This window comes from Eubacterium sulci ATCC 35585, from assembly GCA_001189495.1.
GTDB classification, from domain to species: domain Bacteria; phylum Bacillota; class Clostridia; order Peptostreptococcales; family Anaerovoracaceae; genus Eubacterium_B; species Eubacterium_B sulci.
The window spans coordinates 897,190-915,909 of record CP012068.1 but is presented as its reverse complement, the minus strand read 5'-3'; the positions used below and the strand labels follow the sequence as shown (position 1 = coordinate 915,909).

14 protein-coding genes, 1 other RNA gene and 2 pseudogenes are annotated in these 18,720 nt (G+C 39.2%); all 17 read right to left on the bottom strand.

Features of this window, described 5'->3' with window-relative positions; all coding sequences use genetic code 11:
- Positions 1-16 precede the first annotated feature (16 nt).
- Positions 17-277 (bottom strand): 50S ribosomal protein L27, encoded by a 261-nt coding sequence (locus ADJ67_04265; protein ID AKT46939.1) that lies wholly within the window; start codon positions 275-277, stop codon positions 17-19.
- 31 nt (positions 278-308) lie between these two features.
- A complete protein-coding gene (locus tag ADJ67_04260) occupies positions 309-788 on the bottom strand; it encodes a diaminopimelate epimerase (protein ID AKT46938.1) in 480 nt (159 codons plus the stop codon).
- 183 nt (positions 789-971) lie between these two features.
- Entirely contained in the window at positions 972-2,063 is a 1,092-nt protein-coding gene (locus ADJ67_04255; protein ID AKT46937.1) for a recombinase RecA, read from the bottom strand.
- A 131-nt stretch (positions 2,064-2,194) separates the two neighbouring features.
- Entirely contained in the window at positions 2,195-3,439 is a 1,245-nt protein-coding gene (locus ADJ67_04250; GenBank protein AKT46936.1) for a hypothetical protein, read from the bottom strand.
- A 71-nt stretch (positions 3,440-3,510) separates the two neighbouring features.
- Positions 3,511-4,050: a CDP-diacylglycerol--glycerol-3-phosphate 3-phosphatidyltransferase gene (locus tag ADJ67_04245; protein AKT46935.1), complete on the bottom strand. Its 540-nt coding sequence runs from the start codon at positions 4,048-4,050 to the stop codon at positions 3,511-3,513.
- Positions 4,051-4,313: 263 nt separating this feature from the next.
- Positions 4,314-5,036, bottom strand: coding sequence for a transcriptional regulator (locus tag ADJ67_04240; protein AKT46934.1), 723 nt, complete (start codon positions 5,034-5,036; stop codon positions 4,314-4,316).
- A gap of 66 nt (positions 5,037-5,102) precedes the next feature.
- The gene (locus tag ADJ67_04235) at positions 5,103-9,326 is read right to left on the bottom strand and encodes a 2-hydroxyglutaryl-CoA dehydratase (protein ID AKT46933.1); all 4,224 of its coding nucleotides are present in this window, start codon (positions 9,324-9,326) and stop codon (positions 5,103-5,105) included.
- A gap of 48 nt (positions 9,327-9,374) precedes the next feature.
- Positions 9,375-10,751: a multidrug transporter MatE gene (locus ADJ67_04230; protein AKT46932.1), complete on the bottom strand. Its 1,377-nt coding sequence runs from the start codon at positions 10,749-10,751 to the stop codon at positions 9,375-9,377.
- Positions 10,752-10,769: 18 nt separating this feature from the next.
- Positions 10,770-11,115, bottom strand: an RNA gene (locus tag ADJ67_08210) — bacterial RNase P.
- Positions 11,116-11,258: 143 nt separating this feature from the next.
- Complete coding sequence (locus ADJ67_04225) at positions 11,259-11,633, bottom strand: endoribonuclease L-PSP (protein ID AKT46931.1); 375 nt, start codon at positions 11,631-11,633, stop codon at positions 11,259-11,261.
- A 381-nt stretch (positions 11,634-12,014) separates the two neighbouring features.
- Positions 12,015-12,518: pseudogene (locus tag ADJ67_04220) on the bottom strand (hypothetical protein).
- A 255-nt stretch (positions 12,519-12,773) separates the two neighbouring features.
- Positions 12,774-13,148, bottom strand: a complete 375-nt coding sequence (locus tag ADJ67_04215; GenBank protein ID AKT46930.1) for an endoribonuclease L-PSP — start codon at positions 13,146-13,148, stop codon at positions 12,774-12,776.
- A 56-nt stretch (positions 13,149-13,204) separates the two neighbouring features.
- Positions 13,205-13,969 carry a hypothetical protein gene (locus ADJ67_04210; protein ID AKT46929.1) on the bottom strand — a complete coding sequence of 255 codons (765 nt, stop codon included), beginning with the start codon at positions 13,967-13,969 and terminating at the stop codon, positions 13,205-13,207.
- 283 nt (positions 13,970-14,252) lie between these two features.
- Positions 14,253-14,711 (bottom strand): annotated as a pseudogene (locus ADJ67_04205) (hypothetical protein).
- Between the two features lie 6 nt (positions 14,712-14,717).
- Complete coding sequence (locus ADJ67_04200; GenBank protein AKT47670.1) at positions 14,718-15,908, bottom strand: RNA polymerase sigma factor RpoD; 1,191 nt, start codon at positions 15,906-15,908, stop codon at positions 14,718-14,720.
- Positions 15,909-15,924: 16 nt separating this feature from the next.
- The gene (locus ADJ67_04195) at positions 15,925-17,661 is read right to left on the bottom strand and encodes a hypothetical protein (GenBank protein ID AKT46928.1); all 1,737 of its coding nucleotides are present in this window, start codon (positions 17,659-17,661) and stop codon (positions 15,925-15,927) included.
- 60 nt (positions 17,662-17,721) lie between these two features.
- On the bottom strand, positions 17,722-18,720 hold the full coding sequence (locus ADJ67_04190) for a deoxyguanosinetriphosphate triphosphohydrolase (GenBank protein ID AKT46927.1): 999 nt from the start codon (positions 18,718-18,720) through the stop codon (positions 17,722-17,724).

Here is an 18,720-nt window from a genome sequence, read left to right as displayed (position 1 = left end):
TTATGAGGCCCTATAGTTAAGCTTCTCTTGAATAAACACTGACCTGTTTTCTGGTTTTGTCGTATCTTTCGAACTTTACATTACCATCAATCTTAGCAAACAAAGTGTCATCTCCACCGATACCTACATTGTTACCTGGGTGGAACTTAGTACCTCTCTGTCTAACTAGGATACTGCCGGCGCTTACAAACTGTCCGTCACCAATCTTGACACCAAGTCTTTTCGATTCGGATTCGCGGCCATTCTTGGAGCTTCCTACACCTTTCTTACTTGCCATGTAAAGACACCTCCTCGTCGGTTAAACTTTATTACTTAGTTGCAGCTTCGATTTTCTCGATGATAACTGCCTTAGTAGCCTTAGCGTCGATCTCAACGCCCTTAGCTTCTGCATATGCAATCAATTCATCCTTCTTCATCGATGCTAGGTTTTTTACTTCTTCTTTTGCTTCAGCAGCCTTAGCTACCTTAGCTGGAGCCTTGCCATCCAATGATGTAATCTTGATCATTGTGTATGGCTGTCTGTGACCCTGTTTCTTTCTGTAGTCCTTCTTAGCCTTGTACTTGAAGATAATAACCTTCTTTCCCTTGCCACTCTCAACTACTTCACCAAAGACCTTAGCGCCTTCGATGTATGGTGCGCCAACCTGAACATCACCATCTTTGCTTAGAAGCAATACTTTGTCTAGTTCAACCTGAGCTCCGTCTTCAACTGCTAGCTTTTCAACAGTTAGGACATCTCCTTCAGCAACTCTGTACTGCTTTCCGCCTGTTTCGATAATTGCGTACATGTTTTTCTACCTCCTCTATCCAGTCTCGCCTATTACAGGTAGCTTACGCTTTATAACCCGTTTCGTGCGGTCTAACCATGTAATAATAACATCAACGCATGATAATGTCAACAATTACATATTAAAATCTTTGAAAATAGAGAAAACCGGCGCATTGCACCGGCTTAAATTATTATTTATAAATTAATCCTCTAAAATTACTCCATCTTCATCGACTCTAAAATCAGCTACATCTCCTGGAACCTCTTCAGCAGAGTTGTTTGACTGCAATGCCACGAGAAGCTTTTGCTCTATCTCCTGAGATATATCGCTATGTTCATCGAGATAAACCTTAACATTCTCACGACCCTGTCCAATCTTCTCACCATTGTAGCTATACCATGAACCAGCCTTCTCAATAATGTTCTGTTCAACAGCACTATCTAAGATATCTCCTGACTTAGAAATACCCTCACCGAACATTATGTCAAATTCAGCGCGCTTGAATGGTGGGGCAACCTTGTTCTTAACAATCTTAACCTTGGTTCTGTTACCTAGGATATCGTCACCCTTCTTGATGCTCTCGCCCTTTCTTACATCAAATCTCATAGTTGAATAGAACTTAAGAGCACGTCCACCTGTAGTTGTCTCTGGGCTTCCGTACATTACGCCAATCTTCTCTCTAAGCTGGTTGATGAATATAACGCATGTTTTGGAACGGCTAACAGTACCAGCTAGCTTACGAAGTGCCTGTGACATCATTCTCGCCTGTAGTCCTACGTGTGAATCTCCCATCTCGCCCTCAATCTCAGAGCTTGGTACAAGCGCTGCTACAGAGTCGATAACGATTACATCCAAAGCTCCACTTCTTGCAAGTGTATCGCAAATCTCAAGACCCTGCTCTCCTGTATCAGGCTGTGAAACTAATAGTGAATCTACATCTACACCTATGCTCTTAGCATAAACAGGATCTAGAGCGTGCTCTGCATCAATAAATGCTGCTCTTCCTCCCTGCTTCTGAGCTTCTGCTACTATGTGAAGCGTCAGCGTTGTCTTACCTGAGGATTCAGGTCCAAATATCTCAATTATTCTTCCCCTTGGTACTCCACCAACTCCAGATGCTATATCTAGACTAATTGATCCAGTTGATATAACTGAAAGATCCTTGTTCTGTGCGTTCTCACCGAGTCTCATGATAGACCCGTCACCAAATTTCTTATGTATATGCTTCAGAGCTTCTTCTAAAGCTCTATCCCTATCATCGGGATTAGAAGCTGCAAATTTCTTCGTTGCCATCCTTACCTCCAAAATGAACATTCGTTCTTATTTTTATTCTACATTAGCTGTTAACAAAAATCAAGCATAAGTTTTACTGTATTTTTTATATTTACAGTTTTACATTTTCCCCTTATCAATGTCAACGATTTCTAGATTTTCCCCTTATAATCGATCGCTTTTTTTATTTGGTTAAACATCTCTAGACAGCAGAAGTTTCTATTCCAGTTTCTATCATTGCGATGGGTCTTTACCTCATGTACATGCTCATAGTCTCCAAATACTATTCCTATATACATGGTCCCAGCATCTAGGCCATGATATGCATCAGGTCCTGCTACACCAGTTGATGAAATACAGAGCTTGCTTCCGGTCTTTTCTCTTAGCCCCTTTGCCATTTCCAGTGCGACTTGTGGACTTTCTGCTGAGTATTTTTCTAAGCTTTCCTTGTTTACACCTAATTCGTCTTGCTTTGCTATCTCAGAATATGTGACAAGTCCTCTGTCAAATACCTTTGATATTCCCGCAACGCTAACAAGCATCTGTGAAAAAGCACCTCCAGTGCATGACTCGCATGCAGAAATGCTTATATTCCTATTTATTAGAGCATTACCTATGGCATCGCAAAATTCTTCGCCATCAAAACTATATATATAGTCGCCTATTATATTTTCTATTTCCTTGCAAACCTTATCAACTGCATTCTTCGCCTCATCAAAATTCTTACGCTTTGATGCAACCCTTATCATGCACTCGCCTTCCTTTGCATAGGTTGCAATAGTTGGATCAGTTTGGACATCTATCAGAGGAAGAAGTTCGGTTTCTAGAAGTGATTCACCAATTCCAAAGGTCCTTATCATTCTATATACTATGCTTTCATCTTGCTTTGATAGAAGAAATGGTTTTGCCTCATGCTCCCACACATAATGCACTTCTCTAGGCGGTCCTGGCAGGCTTATGACAATTTTACCATCTTTTTCTAGTGCAAAGGCTGGAGCTGTTCCTGCCTCATTATCCAAAACAACTGCATGCTGTGGCATCATTGCCTGTTTGTAGTTATTTTCGGTGAGCTTGCGACCGCGTTTTTTTGCATACCTTTCGAGCGCTGCAAAGCTTTCTGCATGCATTACAAGCTCTTCATCAAAGACATCTGCAATTGTCTCCTTTGTGATATCATCCTCTGTCGGCCCAAGGCCTCCAGTTGTAATTATAAGATCACATTTTTCAAGTGCAGATTTTAGTGTTTCGCTTAGCCTTCCATCATTATCACCTACAACAAAATGGTACATAACATCAAAACCAAGAAGGTTCAGTTCCTTTGATAGATAGGCAGCATTTGTGTTTATTGTGTGTCCAAATAAAAGCTCCGTACCGACTGATAAAATACAACAACGCATAATTTCACTCCTAAAAAAAACCGGCAAAGCTGCCGGCGAAAATTCAAATCATCTTTGCAAGATAATATAGATTACATTGAGAATACTTTTCTGTTCTTGAGAACATATTCTATTCCTGACCATACAGTCATAATTAGTGAAGCCCATAGGAAAATATTAGCAAGTAGCTCAAAAGGTCCTAATAGCTTTTCGTTTGAAATGGTCTCAACTAGTAGAAGAAGCGGAACTGCTATCATCTGAAGAACTGTCTTAATCTTACCTGTAAGACCTGCTGCTATTACAATTCCTTCTGCTGCTGCAACCATTCTCATACCACTTATTGTAAATTCTCTTGCTAGAATTATAATCAGCATCCACGCTGGAACTGCACCTGTTGTAATCAGCAAGCAAAATGCTGAATAAACGAGAATCTTATCCGCTAGTGGATCCATGATTTTTCCAAAGTTTGTAACCAAATTATATTTACGAGCAATCTTACCATCTAGCATATCTGTAAGAGAAGCTAAAATGAATATAACAAATGCTATAAGAAAGTGGTTAGTCATAAATGCCAAAATGAAGAAAGGTACTGCTATCACTCTGGCAACTGTGAGTTTATTAGGTAAATTCATATATAATCTCCTTAAAATTGCCCGAAACTCCGTCAAGGTATAATTGACGCCCTATCATTAGATAGGTGGGCATTCTATCATCCATTCTGTCTTCCACTCGAGGGAGGCTTGACATAGCGAATGAGCTCAAATTCCCTTGCAATTAGTGTAGGTTCAATTATGAACACTCAACGCAAGCTTCAGGCAACTCCATTATACTATAAACATACTAGCATTTCACTTATATTATAAATAAAGTTAAATGCAAAAGATTCTATATGGAATTATTCGTATAGATCGATTGCACAGTTTGTGTGCACCTTCTGAATATCATCGTTATCTTCAAGGACATCGATTAGCTTTCTTAGCTTTGGAATGTCGTTTTCTGATGGGGTTGAATCAACTGATGGTACAAATTCTACATCAGACTCAATGAATGTATAACCTGCATCTGTCAAAGCCTTATGAACATCTGGATATACTGATGGATCTGTATATACAGTGAAGGATTCCTCATCAGAAACAATGTCATCTGCACCAGCCTCAAGTGCTGCTTCCATGATATCATCTTCGCTTATTTCGTCTGTTCTCTCGATTAAAAGAACGCCCTTACGCGAGAACATGTATGAAACACATCCCGGAGTTCCTACGTTTCCACCGTGCTTATCAAAGCTAGACTTAACAAATGATGTTGTTCTGTTTGTGTTGTCTGTCAAGCAGTCTACGATGAAAGCAACTCCACCAGCACCGTATCCCTCAAATGAAAGTTCCTCGTAAGATACGCCTTCTAGTTCTCCTGTACCCTTCTTGATAGCTCTAGTAATGTTGTCATTAGGCATACTGATAGCCTTAGCTTTTTCTATTGCTACTCTTAGTCCTGCGTTATATTCTGGATCTCCGCCGTCCTTTGCTGCAACAGTGATAGCCTTTGCATACTTTGTGAAAAGTGCAGCTCTCTTAGAGTCTTGTGCAGCCTTTCTACCGGCAATTGTACCGTGTCTTCCCATGGAGACACCTCCTTCTGATTTATATGATTTTCTGCGATAATAGTATACACCATTTAATTGCTAATTTCAATTTGCGTCTTTGAAATTCTTCCTAGCAGTAGTCATCATCAGCTTGATACGATTTAGCTGATTAACGTCACTTGCACCTGGATCGTAATCGATAGCCGCAATATTTGCATATGGATTCATCTCTCTAAGTGATTTCATAACACCCTTACCTGTTACATGGTTAGGTAGACATGCAAAAGGCTGAAGGCAGACAATATTAGGCGCTCCACCATGTATAAGTTCTATCATCTCTCCAGTCAAAAGCCATCCCTCACCACACTGGTTACCAAGCGATATAACCTTTGTTGCAGCTTCAGCTGTTTCATGGATATAGCCAGGCTCTGTATAATGCTTACTCTCTCTTAGTGCTTTTCTCATAGGCTTTCTCAGCATCTCTATCACTTTGATAGCAAGCTGATTTATCTTTGCCTCAGTAAACTTACCAGATAGGTACTTTAGGTTATACTGCTTACTGTACATGCCGTATAGGAAGAAATCTAGTAGATCAAGCACAACTGCTTCTCCACCTTCGTCCTCAATAATATCAACGATTCCATTATTTGCGTTAGGATGATATTTTACAAGAATCTCACCAACAACACCAACCTTTGGTTTTTTGATATCAACTCGCTCAAGATTATCGAATTCTTCTACTATCTTTTTGAGATTAGCCTCATAGTCCTTCTTTTTGAAGTTGAGTATATTATCAATTATTCTATCATGCCAGCTCTCTAGTAAAGCCTCTGTACTTCCCTTCTTTGCTTCATAAGGTCTTGTTGCATAAAGAAGCCTCATCATAAGGTCTCCATAGATTGCACCTAATAGAAGTTTGAAGCCCATGTTAAATGTAATCTTGAATCCCGGGTTCTTCTCTAGGCCTACCATATTGAATGATACAACCGGAACCTGTGGCATATCAAGGTCAGTCAAAGCCTTTCTAAGAAGCGATACATAGTTACTTGCTCTGCATCCTCCACCTGTCTGTGACATGAATACAGCAGTCTTATTTAGGTCATATTTACCTGATTTAAGCGCAGAAATTATCTGTCCTAAAGTAACAATGGTTGGATAGCAAGCATCGTTATTTATATATCTAAGTCCTTCATTTACAGCGTTTTCGTCAACGGCTGGGAGAAGATCTACATTGTAACCACATGACTTCATAGCTTCAGAGAAGTAAGTGAAGTGAATTGGTGACATCTGAGGTACGAGAATTGTGTAGTTCTCACGCATTTCCTCGGTGAACAAAACTCTCTCATAAGGCTCAAACTTAGCATCTGAGCGAACACCGTTCTTCTCACGCTCTTCCATAGCCGCTTTAAGTGATCTAATTCTAATTTTGATAGCACCAAGATTTGATACTTCATCAATCTTAAGTACTGTGTATATCTTGTTGTTGCTATTACAGATTTCTTCTATCTGATCTGTAGTAACTGCGTCAAGTCCACATCCAAATGAATTAAGCTGGATAAGCTCGATATCATCGTTCTTTCCAACAAAATCAGCCGCCTTATATAGACGTGAATGGTAAACCCACTGGTCAAGAACTCTCAGAGGTCTTGGTAATTCTCCAAGATCTGATACAGAATCCTCCGTGATTACAACGAAATCAAAGCCAGTGATCAATCTATTTATTCCATGATTAATTTCAGGGTCAAGATGATATGGTCTTCCTGCAAGACAAATTATCTTTTTACCATGCTCTCTAGCATAATTTATTGCTCTTTGTCCTTCTGCACGAACATCTTCCTTAAACTGCTCTTGCTCCTGTCTAGCAAGGCGAAGCGCATTCTTAATTTCAGAACGTGAGATATTGTATTCCTTAAATGTTTCAACCAAGGCATTAAGCAGTCTCTTGTCATTATCATATGGAAGGAATGGATGCATTAGCTTTGCTCCTGCTTCCTCAAACTGCTCAGTCATGTTGTTTGCGATTACTTCAGCATAGGTTGCAACTATTGGGCAGTTATAGTTTGACGGTGCGTTTTTGTCTTCCTTAACCTCGTAGTTTATACAAGGATAGAAAACTGTTTTAATATCATGCTTTAGAAGCCATTTGATATGTCCATGTACTATCTTTGCTGGATAACATGCTGTATCTGATGAAATAGTGTCCATTCCATCCTCGTATAGCTTTTTGCCAGACTGAGGTGATACTAGAACTCTAAAGCCCATCTCAGTAAGCAAGGTGAACCAGAATGGGAAGTCCTCGTACATATTGAGAACTCTTGGAATACCTATGGTTCCTCTACTTGCTTCAGCCTCGCTCAAAGGAAGATATCCGAAAAGTCTCTGGGTTTTGTATTCGTAAAGGTCTGGAATCTCAGACTTTGTAACTTCAATACCCGCACCTCTTTCGCAGCGGTTACCAGTTATGAACTTTGATCCATCACCAAACTTGTTTATAGTCAAAATACAACGGTTTTCACATCGATTACATCTACCGTTGGTATGAACAACGTGGAAGTTTCTGAGTTCATCAGCCTTCATAATAGCTGATACATCACCTTCCTTGAAATTGCTTTGTGATATCAAAGCGCATCCATATGCTCCCATAAGTCCTGCAATATCAGGTCTTACAACATTTTTGCCCATTATTAACTCAAGGCTTCTGAGAACTGCATCATTAAGGAACGTACCACCCTGAACTACGATGTTTTCACCAGCTTCACTTGCATTTCTAAGTTTTATAACCTTATAAAGCGCATTCTTTATAACTGAATATGAAAGACCTGCAGATATATCTCCTATACCTGCACCCTCCTTCTGAGCCTGCTTAACCTTGGAGTTCATGAAAACTGTGCATCTAGTACCAAGATCAACCGGATTTTTGGCAAATAGCGCCTCCTTGGCAAACTGTCTAGTATCTAGATTTACTGACTTAGCATATGTCTCTAGGAATGAGCCACAACCCGATGAACATGCCTCATTAAGCATGATGTTATAGATAGCATTATCCTTGATTTTCATGCACTTCATATCCTGACCACCTATGTCTAGGATGAAGTCTACATTTGGCAGGAAGTGCTGTGTTGCACGAAAATGAGCCATGGTTTCAATCTCACCATGGTCAGCATGGAAGGCAAACTTAATTAACTGCTCACCGTATCCTGTAGTTGTAGTTCCAGCAATATATGCAGTCTCAGGCAATAAATCATATAACTCAAGAAGCATGTTTCTTGTTGTCTCTGTAGGATTACCACCGTTACCTTGATAAAATGAGTAAAGTAAATTACCCTCATTATCTATCAAAGCAGCTTTAGTCGTAGTAGAACCTGCATCAATTCCAAGGAATACTGGTCCACTTGCTTCCTTAATATCCTTGCGATTTACCTTGTCTTTATCGTGTCTAGCCTTGAATTCGTCATATTCTTCCTGGCTATGGAACAAAGCATCTATATGCTTGCTATCTGCCATCAAAGATGGATTAAGCTTTTCTATCTTTCTTAGCAGTGTTGTAAGTGAAACAGCTTCCACCTCTTCTGCTAGCATCTCAGCACCTATAGCAACAAAAAACTTAGAGTCATCAGGGAATATTACCTGACTCTCATCAAGACCAAGAGTTTCAACAAATCTCTTACGAAGCTCAGACATAAATGATAGAGGCCCGCCCAAGAATGCTACATTTCCCCTGATTGTACGACCACATGCTAGCCCGCTTATTGTCTGATTTACGACAGCCTGAAATATCGATGCTGCAAGATCTCCTATAGCTGCACCGTCATTTATCAAAGGCTGTATATCTGTTTTAGCAAATACTCCACATCTAGCCGCAATCGGATAGATGATATTATAGTTCTTTGCTGCCTCATTTAGACCATTTGCATCTGTATTCAACAGAATAGCCATCTGATCTATAAATGCACCTGTACCACCAGCACAAGAGCTGTTCATACGTTGCTCAACAGTTTTGCCGTAATATGTAATCTTGGCATCCTCACCGCCAAGCTCAATTGCTACATCTGTCTGAGGAATAAGCTCCTCGACAGCTCTACTACATGCTATTACCTCTTGCTCAAACTTTATTCCTAAAAGATTAGCTAGAGCAAGTCCTCCAGATCCTGTAATTACAGGTTTAATGTCGATTTCTCCAAACTGCTTATACAAATCAAGCATAAGCTCCTTAAGCTTATCCATTACATCAGACATATGTCTTTCGTAACGTGAATACAAGATTCTACCATCATTATCAGCTAGTATAAGCTTGACGGTTGTAGAACCTATATCAATACCTAATTTCATTGTTATACCCCATGCATCTGATACAAATTCAGATACTTAATGTCTTAACTATAGTTGTTTAATCTGCTTGTTATACAAGTGTGTTAGCATGATTGCTGAATACGATAATCCAAGTATTTCTGCAAGTGGAAATGAAAACCAAGATGCAGATACACCATAGAAATGATAAAGCAAATATGCTAAAGGTAAAATGCCAAAAAGCTGTCTTATCAAAGACGCAAAAAGGCTGTAAATCCCATGTCCTGTGCCCTGAAAGAGCGTTGCAGTTATGATACCAAAGGCCGCCGGCAAGAAACATATGCTTATTCTCCTTAGTGCCGGTACACCGATGCTCATCATACTGTCATCAGCATTGAACATTCTGAGGAAAAACTCTGGAATAACCTGAAACAGGATAAAACCAATTCCCATTATAATCAATGCTACAATTAGTGCTAACTTATATGTTTTCATCAACCTAGCTTTGTTCCTTGCACCAAAGTTATACCCAAAAAGTGGCATAGCACCTTGGTTAAGTCCAAAAACTGGCATGAAGATAAATGACTGTATTTTAAAGTAGATACCTAAGACAGCTACAGCTATTGGTTCTGCTGATAGAATATTATTATATCCAAGCAACATTACAGAGCCTATAGCCTGCATTATGATAGAAGGAAGACCAACCGCATATATATCCCTAAAGATTTTCCAATCCATCTTAAAGCCGAAAAGCTTAATATTTACTGCATGCTCCTTCTTCTTAATAAATGTAGCTGAAACAATAAGGCTACACGCCTGTCCAATAACCGTAGCAATAGCAGCACCAGCAACTCCTAGCTTAGGTGCACCAAGAAGTCCAAAGATCAAAATAGGATCTAGGATTAAATTAACTATCGCACCTGTAAGAGAGCAAATCATCGGTATTATCATATTACCGGTGGACTGCAAAACCTTCTCTAAAAGAATCTCAACTGACATGAACATGCTGAAGCACATTACTATCCTCATATAGGTAGTACCTGCGCTTAAAATATCAGGATTGCTCGTATAGTGAGACATAAAAGGAACTGTCAAGAACACCCCTATGAAGAGGAATATCAAATAATTTAGTATTCCTATCCTGATACTCGTACATGCAGCTAAATCAGCTTCCTTTTGCCTCTTAGCCCCGAGTCTTCTCGCTATCAAAGAGTTTACTCCAACACCTGTTCCAACTGTAATTGCAATAACAAGAAGCTGTATAGGCATTACAAATGAAACCGCAGTCAGTGCCTCCTGGCTTATCTGCGCTACAAAAATGCTATCTACGATATTGTAGAGCGCATTTATCGTCATGGATAATATTGCAGGCCAAGCCATAGACATTAGAAGCTTGCCAACAGGCATGGTTCCCATCTTATCAGCTTCTGATATGCTATTGTCTTTGATTTCTACTGTATTTTCCATATATTCTCCAAATAAAAACTAAGGGGCAGATCTATAAGCCGGGTTCTGTATTAGACGATCATCTATCTGAGGCGTAACATTACTGCACGCTCATGCGGTCCACCTCCTGAGCTGCAACGGGCCGCTGCATTTGGTGCTCAATTTCGACCTTGCTCCGAATGGGGTTTACACGGCAGCCATGTCTCCATGACTCCGGTGAGCTCTTACCTCACCATTTCAACCTTACCACAGCCTAACTGTTTCGGCGGAATGTTTCTGTTGCACTTTCCCTATAGTTACCTACGCCGGACGTTATCCGGCATTCTTGCCCTATGGAGCCCGGACTTTCCTCATGCCTATGGCACGCGACCGTCTGATCTTCCCTTAGCTAAGTAATTATACCACATTCAAAATTAAATAAAACCCTCGTATACCCACAAAAAACTAATAGATGGCCCTTTGGACCATCCATTGTTTCATCTTATACATAAGTCAAAATAATGACTTGTCAGCATGTTTTTGTTTGCTTTATTTTGATGCAATGCACTCGATTTCTACAAGTCCACCCTTTGGAAGCTTAGCAACTTCTACGCATGATCTTGCAGGCTTACAATCATCAAAATACTTAGCATAAATCTCATTAACCTTAACAAAGTCATTCATATCATCGATAAAAACAGTTGTCTTTACTACATCTGTAAGCTCGTATCCAGCTTCGCTCAAAACTGCCTTCATATTCTCAAGAGCCTGAACAGCTTGCGCTTCTAGGCCTTCCTTAAGCTCACCACTTACCGGATCAAGTCCTAGCTGTCCTGAAACGAAAAGTAGACTACCTGCCTGAACTGCATGTACATATGGTCCAACTGCTGCTGGCGCATTCTTTGCTATTATTGCTTTGTTCATTTCTTCCTCCCTCAATCATGTGTGATAGTTTCTGATTTTCTTAATACATTTATTATCTATGACATTTCACATTCGCTAAAAATCCTTAGCTATCTGAGCTTTGAATATACTCTTTGAACTAAGGATGTGTCAAGTTGTGTACTTTCCCCTTGTTCATAGATAATAAATTTAAGACAAAGTATCAAGGTCAAATTCAGTTAGTTATTTTTTATCAGTTAACTGTCCTGGACATATATGCTTAAATTCAACAGGAAAATCAATATCACAGCTACAAATTGAAATTTTATAATCACCTATTGTATATGTCCAGAGCTTTGGTACTATGTCATACAGGCTATGTGGATTTAATATTTCTGCATGCATTCCTTTCGGTAAAACAGTATATGATGACAGTTTTCTATGAAATCCTGTGCCACGCCATTTGACATAGCTTTCTTTAAGAGTCCAAATCGAAAAAAATAGTTCCTTTTTCTTTTCTGCACTCTCTAATGAAATTCTTCTTATCTCTTCATCGCTAAATACATCGCATGCAAAGCCAAAATCTATATCCTGCATTTTCTCAATATCAACACCTATATTTATATCCGATACACCACAGATTATATAATCACCTGAGTGTGAAATATTGAAGTAATATGGAATACCAACAATATATGGTTTACCAAATTCTGAAACATTAAAGCTAAGTTTTGATGCATCAATTCCGAAACAATGACAAATTCCATACCTTGCAAGAAGCTCCCCTATTATTGTTCTCAACCTATCTGCCTCAAACCTAAAGCATTTGGCTTTGGATTTACAATTTTCTGAAACCATACTGTAGCTTTTGTCTATAAATTCTAAATCGTTAACTTCACTGATTCTAGAAAAAAATACTTCTATCATAGTTTATCTCACATAATCTAATCAAAACTTTATATTCTAACGCCGGACGTTATCCGGCATTCTTGCCCTATGGAGCCCGGACTTTCCTCATGCCTATGGCACGCGACCGTCTGATCTTCCCTTAGCTAAGTAATTATACCACATTCGAAACCCTCGTATACCCACAAAAAACTAATAGATGGCCCTTTGGACCATCCATTGTTTCATCTTATACATAAGTCAAAATAATGACTTGTCAGCATGTTTTTGTTTGCTTTATTTTGATGCAATGCACTCGATTTCTACAAGTCCACCCTTTGGAAGCTTAGCAACTTCTACGCATGATCTTGCAGGCTTACAATCATCAAAATACTTAGCATAAATATCGTTAACCTTAACAAAATCATTCATGTTATCAATGAACACAGTTGTCTTCACAACATCTGTAAGCTCATATCCTGCTTCGTTCAATACCGCCTTCATATTCTCTAAAGCCTGAACTGCCTGTGCCTCTAGACCTTCCTTAAGGTCTCCACTCACTGGATCAAGTCCCAGCTGTCCTGAAACGAAAAGTAAATTACCTGCCTGAACTGCATGTACATATGGTCCAACTGCTGCAGGTGCATTCTTTGCTATTATTGCTTTGTTCATATCTTTCTCCTTTTGATACATCTCAGTATATAAATTCATACTAACCTATAAAATATTTATAAAACCTTAAACGGGTTCTTGCATGTTTTGCTACGAATAATTTCAATTTTATCCTTTAGCCTTTCTACAACTAGATCAGCAAATATATACTCGCTTCCATAGTGGCTTACATCAATTAAATTAAAACCTGCAAGTTCAGCATCTCTAGCGCTATGATGCTTAACATCTCCTGTGATATATGCATCTATCTCTGCTTTATATGCATCAAAGACAAAGTCAGCCCCTGAGCCGGTACACCAAGCTATTTTGTGAACCATATGTTTATCTTCCCCAGTATACCTTACAATTTCTCTTGGAATAGATAATTTAATAGATAGGTACTCGCATAGTTCACTCAAAGTCATTGCATGAGGAAGTTTTCCAAAGCGACAGTACTTGTTTATCTCAGGGGTGGATACTACATCTTCGGCTTCGATGGCTCTACCAAAGTAATCGTTAAGCCCTCCATCAGCTAGATCACAAGAAGTATGCGCCGAATAAACACTGATATTATTTTGGATGAGCTTAATAATTATTCTTCCCATAGGGTCATCCTTTGATAGCGACTTTAGGTTTGAGAAGAACAAAGGATGATGCGTAATAATAAGATCAACATCACTTTCTATCGCTTCATCAACAAGGCTTTCGGTTATCTCAATAACAGCCATAACCTTCTTACATTCATCACTCAAAGCAAGCTGAGTTCCTGAATTATCCCATTCCTCAGCTGCTTCTATTGGAAAAATATCATCTAGGTATGTAAATATTTCTTTAAGCTTCATCAGTCACCTCTAGCAACCTAGCCTTAAGCTCCTCAAGTCTTTTCTTTCTCTCAAGACGTCTCTTAAGATTAGGATTGTTCTCACAATCACTGCTCATCTTTATATTATCTAAAATAAAATTTTCCTTCTGCAGGTGTAAGTCGATATATTCTAAGCTATATTTATTTTTGTGCTCAAGTAAAAGATCAGGAAAATCATATTCTGCGCTGTCTAATTCTAATTCATGATCAGCATTGCAAGAGCTTTGATAAAAATCTTCACCCGCAGATTCTATGCATACAGTAAGAATTTCACAAATACGCTTTCCTTCTTTTACAAGGTCATAATTAGTGATATTAAAGTTATTATCTTTGAGCCATTTAACTAATTCGCCTAGATTATTTCTTGGCTGCAGTATGAATTTCTTGTAGGTTCTCGTTTTGATGATATCCCACTCGAGCATTTCTATTATTAGAAGAGCCCCCATTCCTGCCATTACAACAGTATCAACCTCGGATGGCTGTAATACCTCAAGACCATCTCCAAGCCTGCAATCAAAATCGAAATCAGGCTGACTGAGCTTGCAGTTATCCTTTGCTTTCTGGAGTGAGCCTTTGCTTATATCTGCCATAATAACCTTAGGAGAAATTTTATTCTCCCAAAGGTATATAGGAAGATAGCCGTGATCAGTTCCGATGTCTGCAACAGTCTCACCCTTATCTATCCTATTTGCAATACACTCAAGCCTTTCACTTAGCTTAATCATAGCTTACTCCAAATAATCCTTTAGCTTCTTGCTTCTGCTAGGATGTCTAAGTTTACGAAGTGCTTTAGCCTCTATCTGTCTGATACGCTCACGTGTAACGTCAAATTCCTTACCAACCTCTTCTAGAGTTCTTGAACGACCATCATCTAGACCAAATCTAAGCTTTAGGACCTTCTGCTCTCTATCTGTCAGAGTGTCGAGAACCTCAACGAGTTGCTCCTTTAGCATTGAAAATGCAGCAGCCTCTGCTGGTGCTGGAACATCATCGTCTGGAATAAAGTCTCCAAGATGGCTATCCTCTTCCTCACCTATAGGTGTTTCTAGCGAAACTGGCTCCTGTGCTATCTTTTGGATTTCTCTTACTTTATCAACCGTGATTCCCATTTCCTTTGCAATTTCCTCTGGAGATGGTTCTCTTCCGTATGTCTGAAGTAGCTGTCTTGATACTCTTATGAGCTTGTTTATAGTCTCAACCATGTGAACTGGTATTCTGATTGTTCTTGCCTGGTCTGCGATTGATCTTGTTATAGCCTGACGAATCCACCATGTTGCATATGTTGAGAACTTATAGCCCTTGCGGTAGTCAAATTTATCGACTGCTTTGATGAGTCCAAGATTGCCTTCCTGAATCAAATCTAGAAATAGCATACCTCTACCAACATATCTCTTTGCTATGCTTACAACAAGTCTAAGGTTTGCCTCACAAAGCTTCATCTTAGCATATTCGTCGCCTTCTTCCATTCGCTTAGCAAGCTCAATCTCCTCATCAGCTGTAAGTAGCGGAACCTTACCTATTTCCTTAAGATACATACGCACAGGGTCATCAACTGAAATTCCCTTAGGAACTGTTGCATCAACGTCAATGCTTCCATCCTTATCGAGGACAACGCCATCATCTTCATCTTCTGCATCATCTTCAATATTCATTAGCATAGAAAAATCCTCGGTGAAATTTTCTATCTCAATGTCATTTGTAAGCAAAGTATCGTAGATTTCATCGATTACAGTCTTATCTAGATCAAAGTGTTCAAGATAGTCGGAAACATCTATGTATGTCAAACGATTATCGTTTGATTTGCCCTTTTCCTCAAGACGCTTAATAAGTTCAATTTTTAGTTGTTCTGGTGGAAGATTGCTTAGCTCTTCTGCTTTGAATTCTTGTACTTTAGTATCTTCGATTTCTTTAACGCTCATGTGCTTCTTGGTCCTTTCAAATTTCACTGATTTCGTCTTGAATTTGTTTTAGTCTTAGCATCAGCTCATGTTGCCTTTTCTGAGAGTTCTCCTCTTCATCTAGCATGCTGAGCATAGCAATAACCTGTTCCTGCTCACTTCGCAGTCTTTCTTGCTTATAACGTCGCTTGCAGTCCTCAAATATCATCTCTTCCTCGCCATCTATTGGAATCGTTTCTATAACATCCACTAGTGCTTTTGTTTCATTTTCATCGAGTGAGTCGATAAGTGAGTTGACATCTAGCTGTCCATTCTCAGCAAATTGTTGTTTAATAGCCGAGAAAATATTTAATGCCAAAGTAGTAGTTAACATCTCAATGTTATCGTCTACTCTTTGGATATAGCTTTCATTTCGGGTGATCAATCTAAGACAATTCTTCTCTATAGAGCTTAGCGCCTCAAGTGGTTCTGTATTGTTTTCGCTCCTGCGCTGCAGCTGCTCTGCATTACTCGTAGAGTTGTTTATCTCCATTCGTAGTGCCGCCTCAGATACAGATAGTTCTTTTGATACCTTTTTGATATATATGTCCTGTTCTACAGCACCAAGCTTTGATAGACTATCTGCAATTTCTTTGATGCATTCTATACGCGAGTCATCGTCATTAAGATTGTATTTGGATTTTATATAGTTTAACTTGTAGTCTCCAAAGGAAAGTGCATTTTCTACAAGCTTTCTAAAGGCATCCCTGCCTTCGTTTCTGATTAGCTCATCAGGGTCTTTACCACCAGTAATTTTTATGATTCTCACCTTGAGACCATCGTTATGAAGTATCTCCATTCCTCTTAGTGCTGCTGCAACGCCTGCGCTATCTGAGTCATATGAGAGAACAACGTCCTTAGTATATCTCTTTATTAGGTGTGATTGATTCTCTGTCAAAGCGGTTCCTAGCGATGCAACTACATTTGTTATTCCGCCTTGATAAAGACTTATAGTATCCATATACCCTTCTACAAGTATTATAAACCCTTCTTTGCCCACTGAAGCCCTTGACAAATTGAGCCCGTAGAGATTGTTCTTTTTGCGAAAAACCTTACTCTCAGGTGAGTTTAGATACTTAGGATTGTCACTTGGATCTATGGCACGCCCTCCGAAGCCTATTACCTTGCCTGCCGTATTGATTATCGGAAAAATAACTCTGTTTCTAAACTTATCGTAATATCTTCCCTTAGATTCTGAAACAAGCCCGACTTCTATTAGTTTATCAACAGGATAACCCTTTTGGGCAAGATGCTCGTAAAGGCTATTCCATGACTCATCAGCATAACCTATTCCAAATTTCTTGAGTATCTCAGGCCTTATCCCTCGCCTCTTCATGTATGAATAACCTTTGTTAGCCTTCTCGGTAAAAGCCTTGTAGAAGAATAGTGCCGCATCTCTATTGATATTATAATAAATCTCTAGATCCTCGCCGTAACCTCTATTTTCTTCCATTTCAATTCCGTATTCACTAGCAAGCTGCCTTATAGCATCGTTGAACTCAAGATTATTATATCTTTTGACAAACTCTATCGCATCTCCTGAAGCCCCGCATCCAAAGCAGGTAAAAATCTGCTTTGCTTCTGAGACAACAAAAGAAGGCGTCTTTTCATTGTGAAATGGACAAACGCCTTTATAATTGCTTCCTGCCCGTTTCAGACTGATACGCCTTGAAATTACATCAACAATATCAATGGAATCTTTTAGATTTGCTATAGACCTTGCTGTAAAGGACATCTTCTGCCTCCAAAAACTTGCTCTACTAGTTATATTCTACATAAAAGCAAAATTTCCTTTTTATTTTTCAAAAATATTTTCATAAGTATTTATTGCGAACCTGTCGGTCATTCCTGCTATGTAGTCTTTAACTACAGTTTCTATGCCAAATTCTTCAATCAAAACTTGCTCGCCTGTAGGGAGCATATCTGGATGATCTGTAAAATACTTATATAAGGATGTGATAATCTTCTCTACCATTACAAGGTCCTCTTCATGCTTTACAAGTGGACTTAAGTAGACATTTTGGAACATATACTTTCTTAATGTATTAAGTGCATGCATATGCTCTTCATCCATAGATATATGCTTGCTATCTTCACTGTTTAAGATAACATTTAAAACCATGTTATTTATACGCTCACTGTGTTTTTGGCCGAATACATCGATGCCTTCTTTAGGTAAATCGCTCAGACTGATAACTCCGCTTCTTAGAGCATCATCAATATCGTGATTGATATATGCAATTCGGTCTGAAAGCCTTACGACCTCAGCTTCAGGTGTAAGTGGCATAGTGTCACCAGAGTGATTTCTTATGCCATCTCTAACTTCAAAAGTTAGATTTAGACCTCGTCCTGTTGGGCGAGTTTCTAATACATCAACTACTCTTAGACTTTGGATATTATGTTTGAATCCTGACCTATGTACGCTGTCTAAAATATACTCTCCATTGTGACCAAATGGAGTGTGTCCAAGATCATGGCCGAGTGCAATTGCCTCAGCTAAATCTTCATTTAGGCAAAGTGCTCTACAGATAGTTCTAGAAATCTGACTTACTTCAAGAGTGTGCGTTAGCCTAGTTCTGTAATGATCTCCCTCGCTACCGAGAAAAACCTGAGTCTTATGCATTAAACGCCTAAAGGCCTTTGAATGTATTATTCGATCTCTATCCCTTTGAAATTCGGTTCTAAGCTCGCACTTGGGCTCAAAGACAGCCCTGCCTTTGCTATCTGCTGACTTAGTTGCATGCTCTGAAAGCCAAATTTTCTCTCTGTTCTCCTGCTCTATACGATTTAGCAT

What these genes read in the sequence shown, in the direction of transcription:
- ADJ67_04240 (AKT46934.1), bottom strand. Translation starts at nt 5,036, where the DNA reads ATGGGAAGACACGGTACAATTGCCGGTAGAAAGGCTGCACAAGACTCT.
- ADJ67_04235 (AKT46933.1), bottom strand. Translation starts at nt 9,326, where the DNA reads ATGAAATTAGGTATTGATATAGGTTCTACAACCGTCAAGCTTATACTA.
- ADJ67_04265 (AKT46939.1), bottom strand. Translation starts at nt 277, where the DNA reads ATGGCAAGTAAGAAAGGTGTAGGAAGCTCCAAGAATGGCCGCGAATCC.
- ADJ67_04190 (AKT46927.1), bottom strand. Translation starts at nt 18,720, where the DNA reads ATGCTAAATCGTATAGAGCAGGAGAACAGAGAGAAAATTTGGCTTTCA.
- ADJ67_04210 (AKT46929.1), bottom strand. Translation starts at nt 13,969, where the DNA reads ATGAAGCTTAAAGAAATATTTACATACCTAGATGATATTTTTCCAATA.
- ADJ67_04255 (AKT46937.1), bottom strand. Translation starts at nt 2,063, where the DNA reads ATGGCAACGAAGAAATTTGCAGCTTCTAATCCCGATGATAGGGATAGA.
- ADJ67_04230 (AKT46932.1), bottom strand. Translation starts at nt 10,751, where the DNA reads ATGGAAAATACAGTAGAAATCAAAGACAATAGCATATCAGAAGCTGAT.
- ADJ67_04250 (AKT46936.1), bottom strand. Translation starts at nt 3,439, where the DNA reads ATGCGTTGTTGTATTTTATCAGTCGGTACGGAGCTTTTATTTGGACAC.
- ADJ67_04215 (AKT46930.1), bottom strand. Translation starts at nt 13,148, where the DNA reads ATGAACAAAGCAATAATAGCAAAGAATGCACCTGCAGCAGTTGGACCA.
- ADJ67_04200 (AKT47670.1), bottom strand. Translation starts at nt 15,908, where the DNA reads ATGAGCGTTAAAGAAATCGAAGATACTAAAGTACAAGAATTCAAAGCA.
- ADJ67_04260 (AKT46938.1), bottom strand. Translation starts at nt 788, where the DNA reads ATGTACGCAATTATCGAAACAGGCGGAAAGCAGTACAGAGTTGCTGAA.
- ADJ67_04225 (AKT46931.1), bottom strand. Translation starts at nt 11,633, where the DNA reads ATGAACAAAGCAATAATAGCAAAGAATGCGCCAGCAGCAGTTGGACCA.
- ADJ67_04245 (AKT46935.1), bottom strand. Translation starts at nt 4,050, where the DNA reads ATGAATTTACCTAATAAACTCACAGTTGCCAGAGTGATAGCAGTACCT.
- ADJ67_04195 (AKT46928.1), bottom strand. Translation starts at nt 17,661, where the DNA reads ATGTCCTTTACAGCAAGGTCTATAGCAAATCTAAAAGATTCCATTGAT.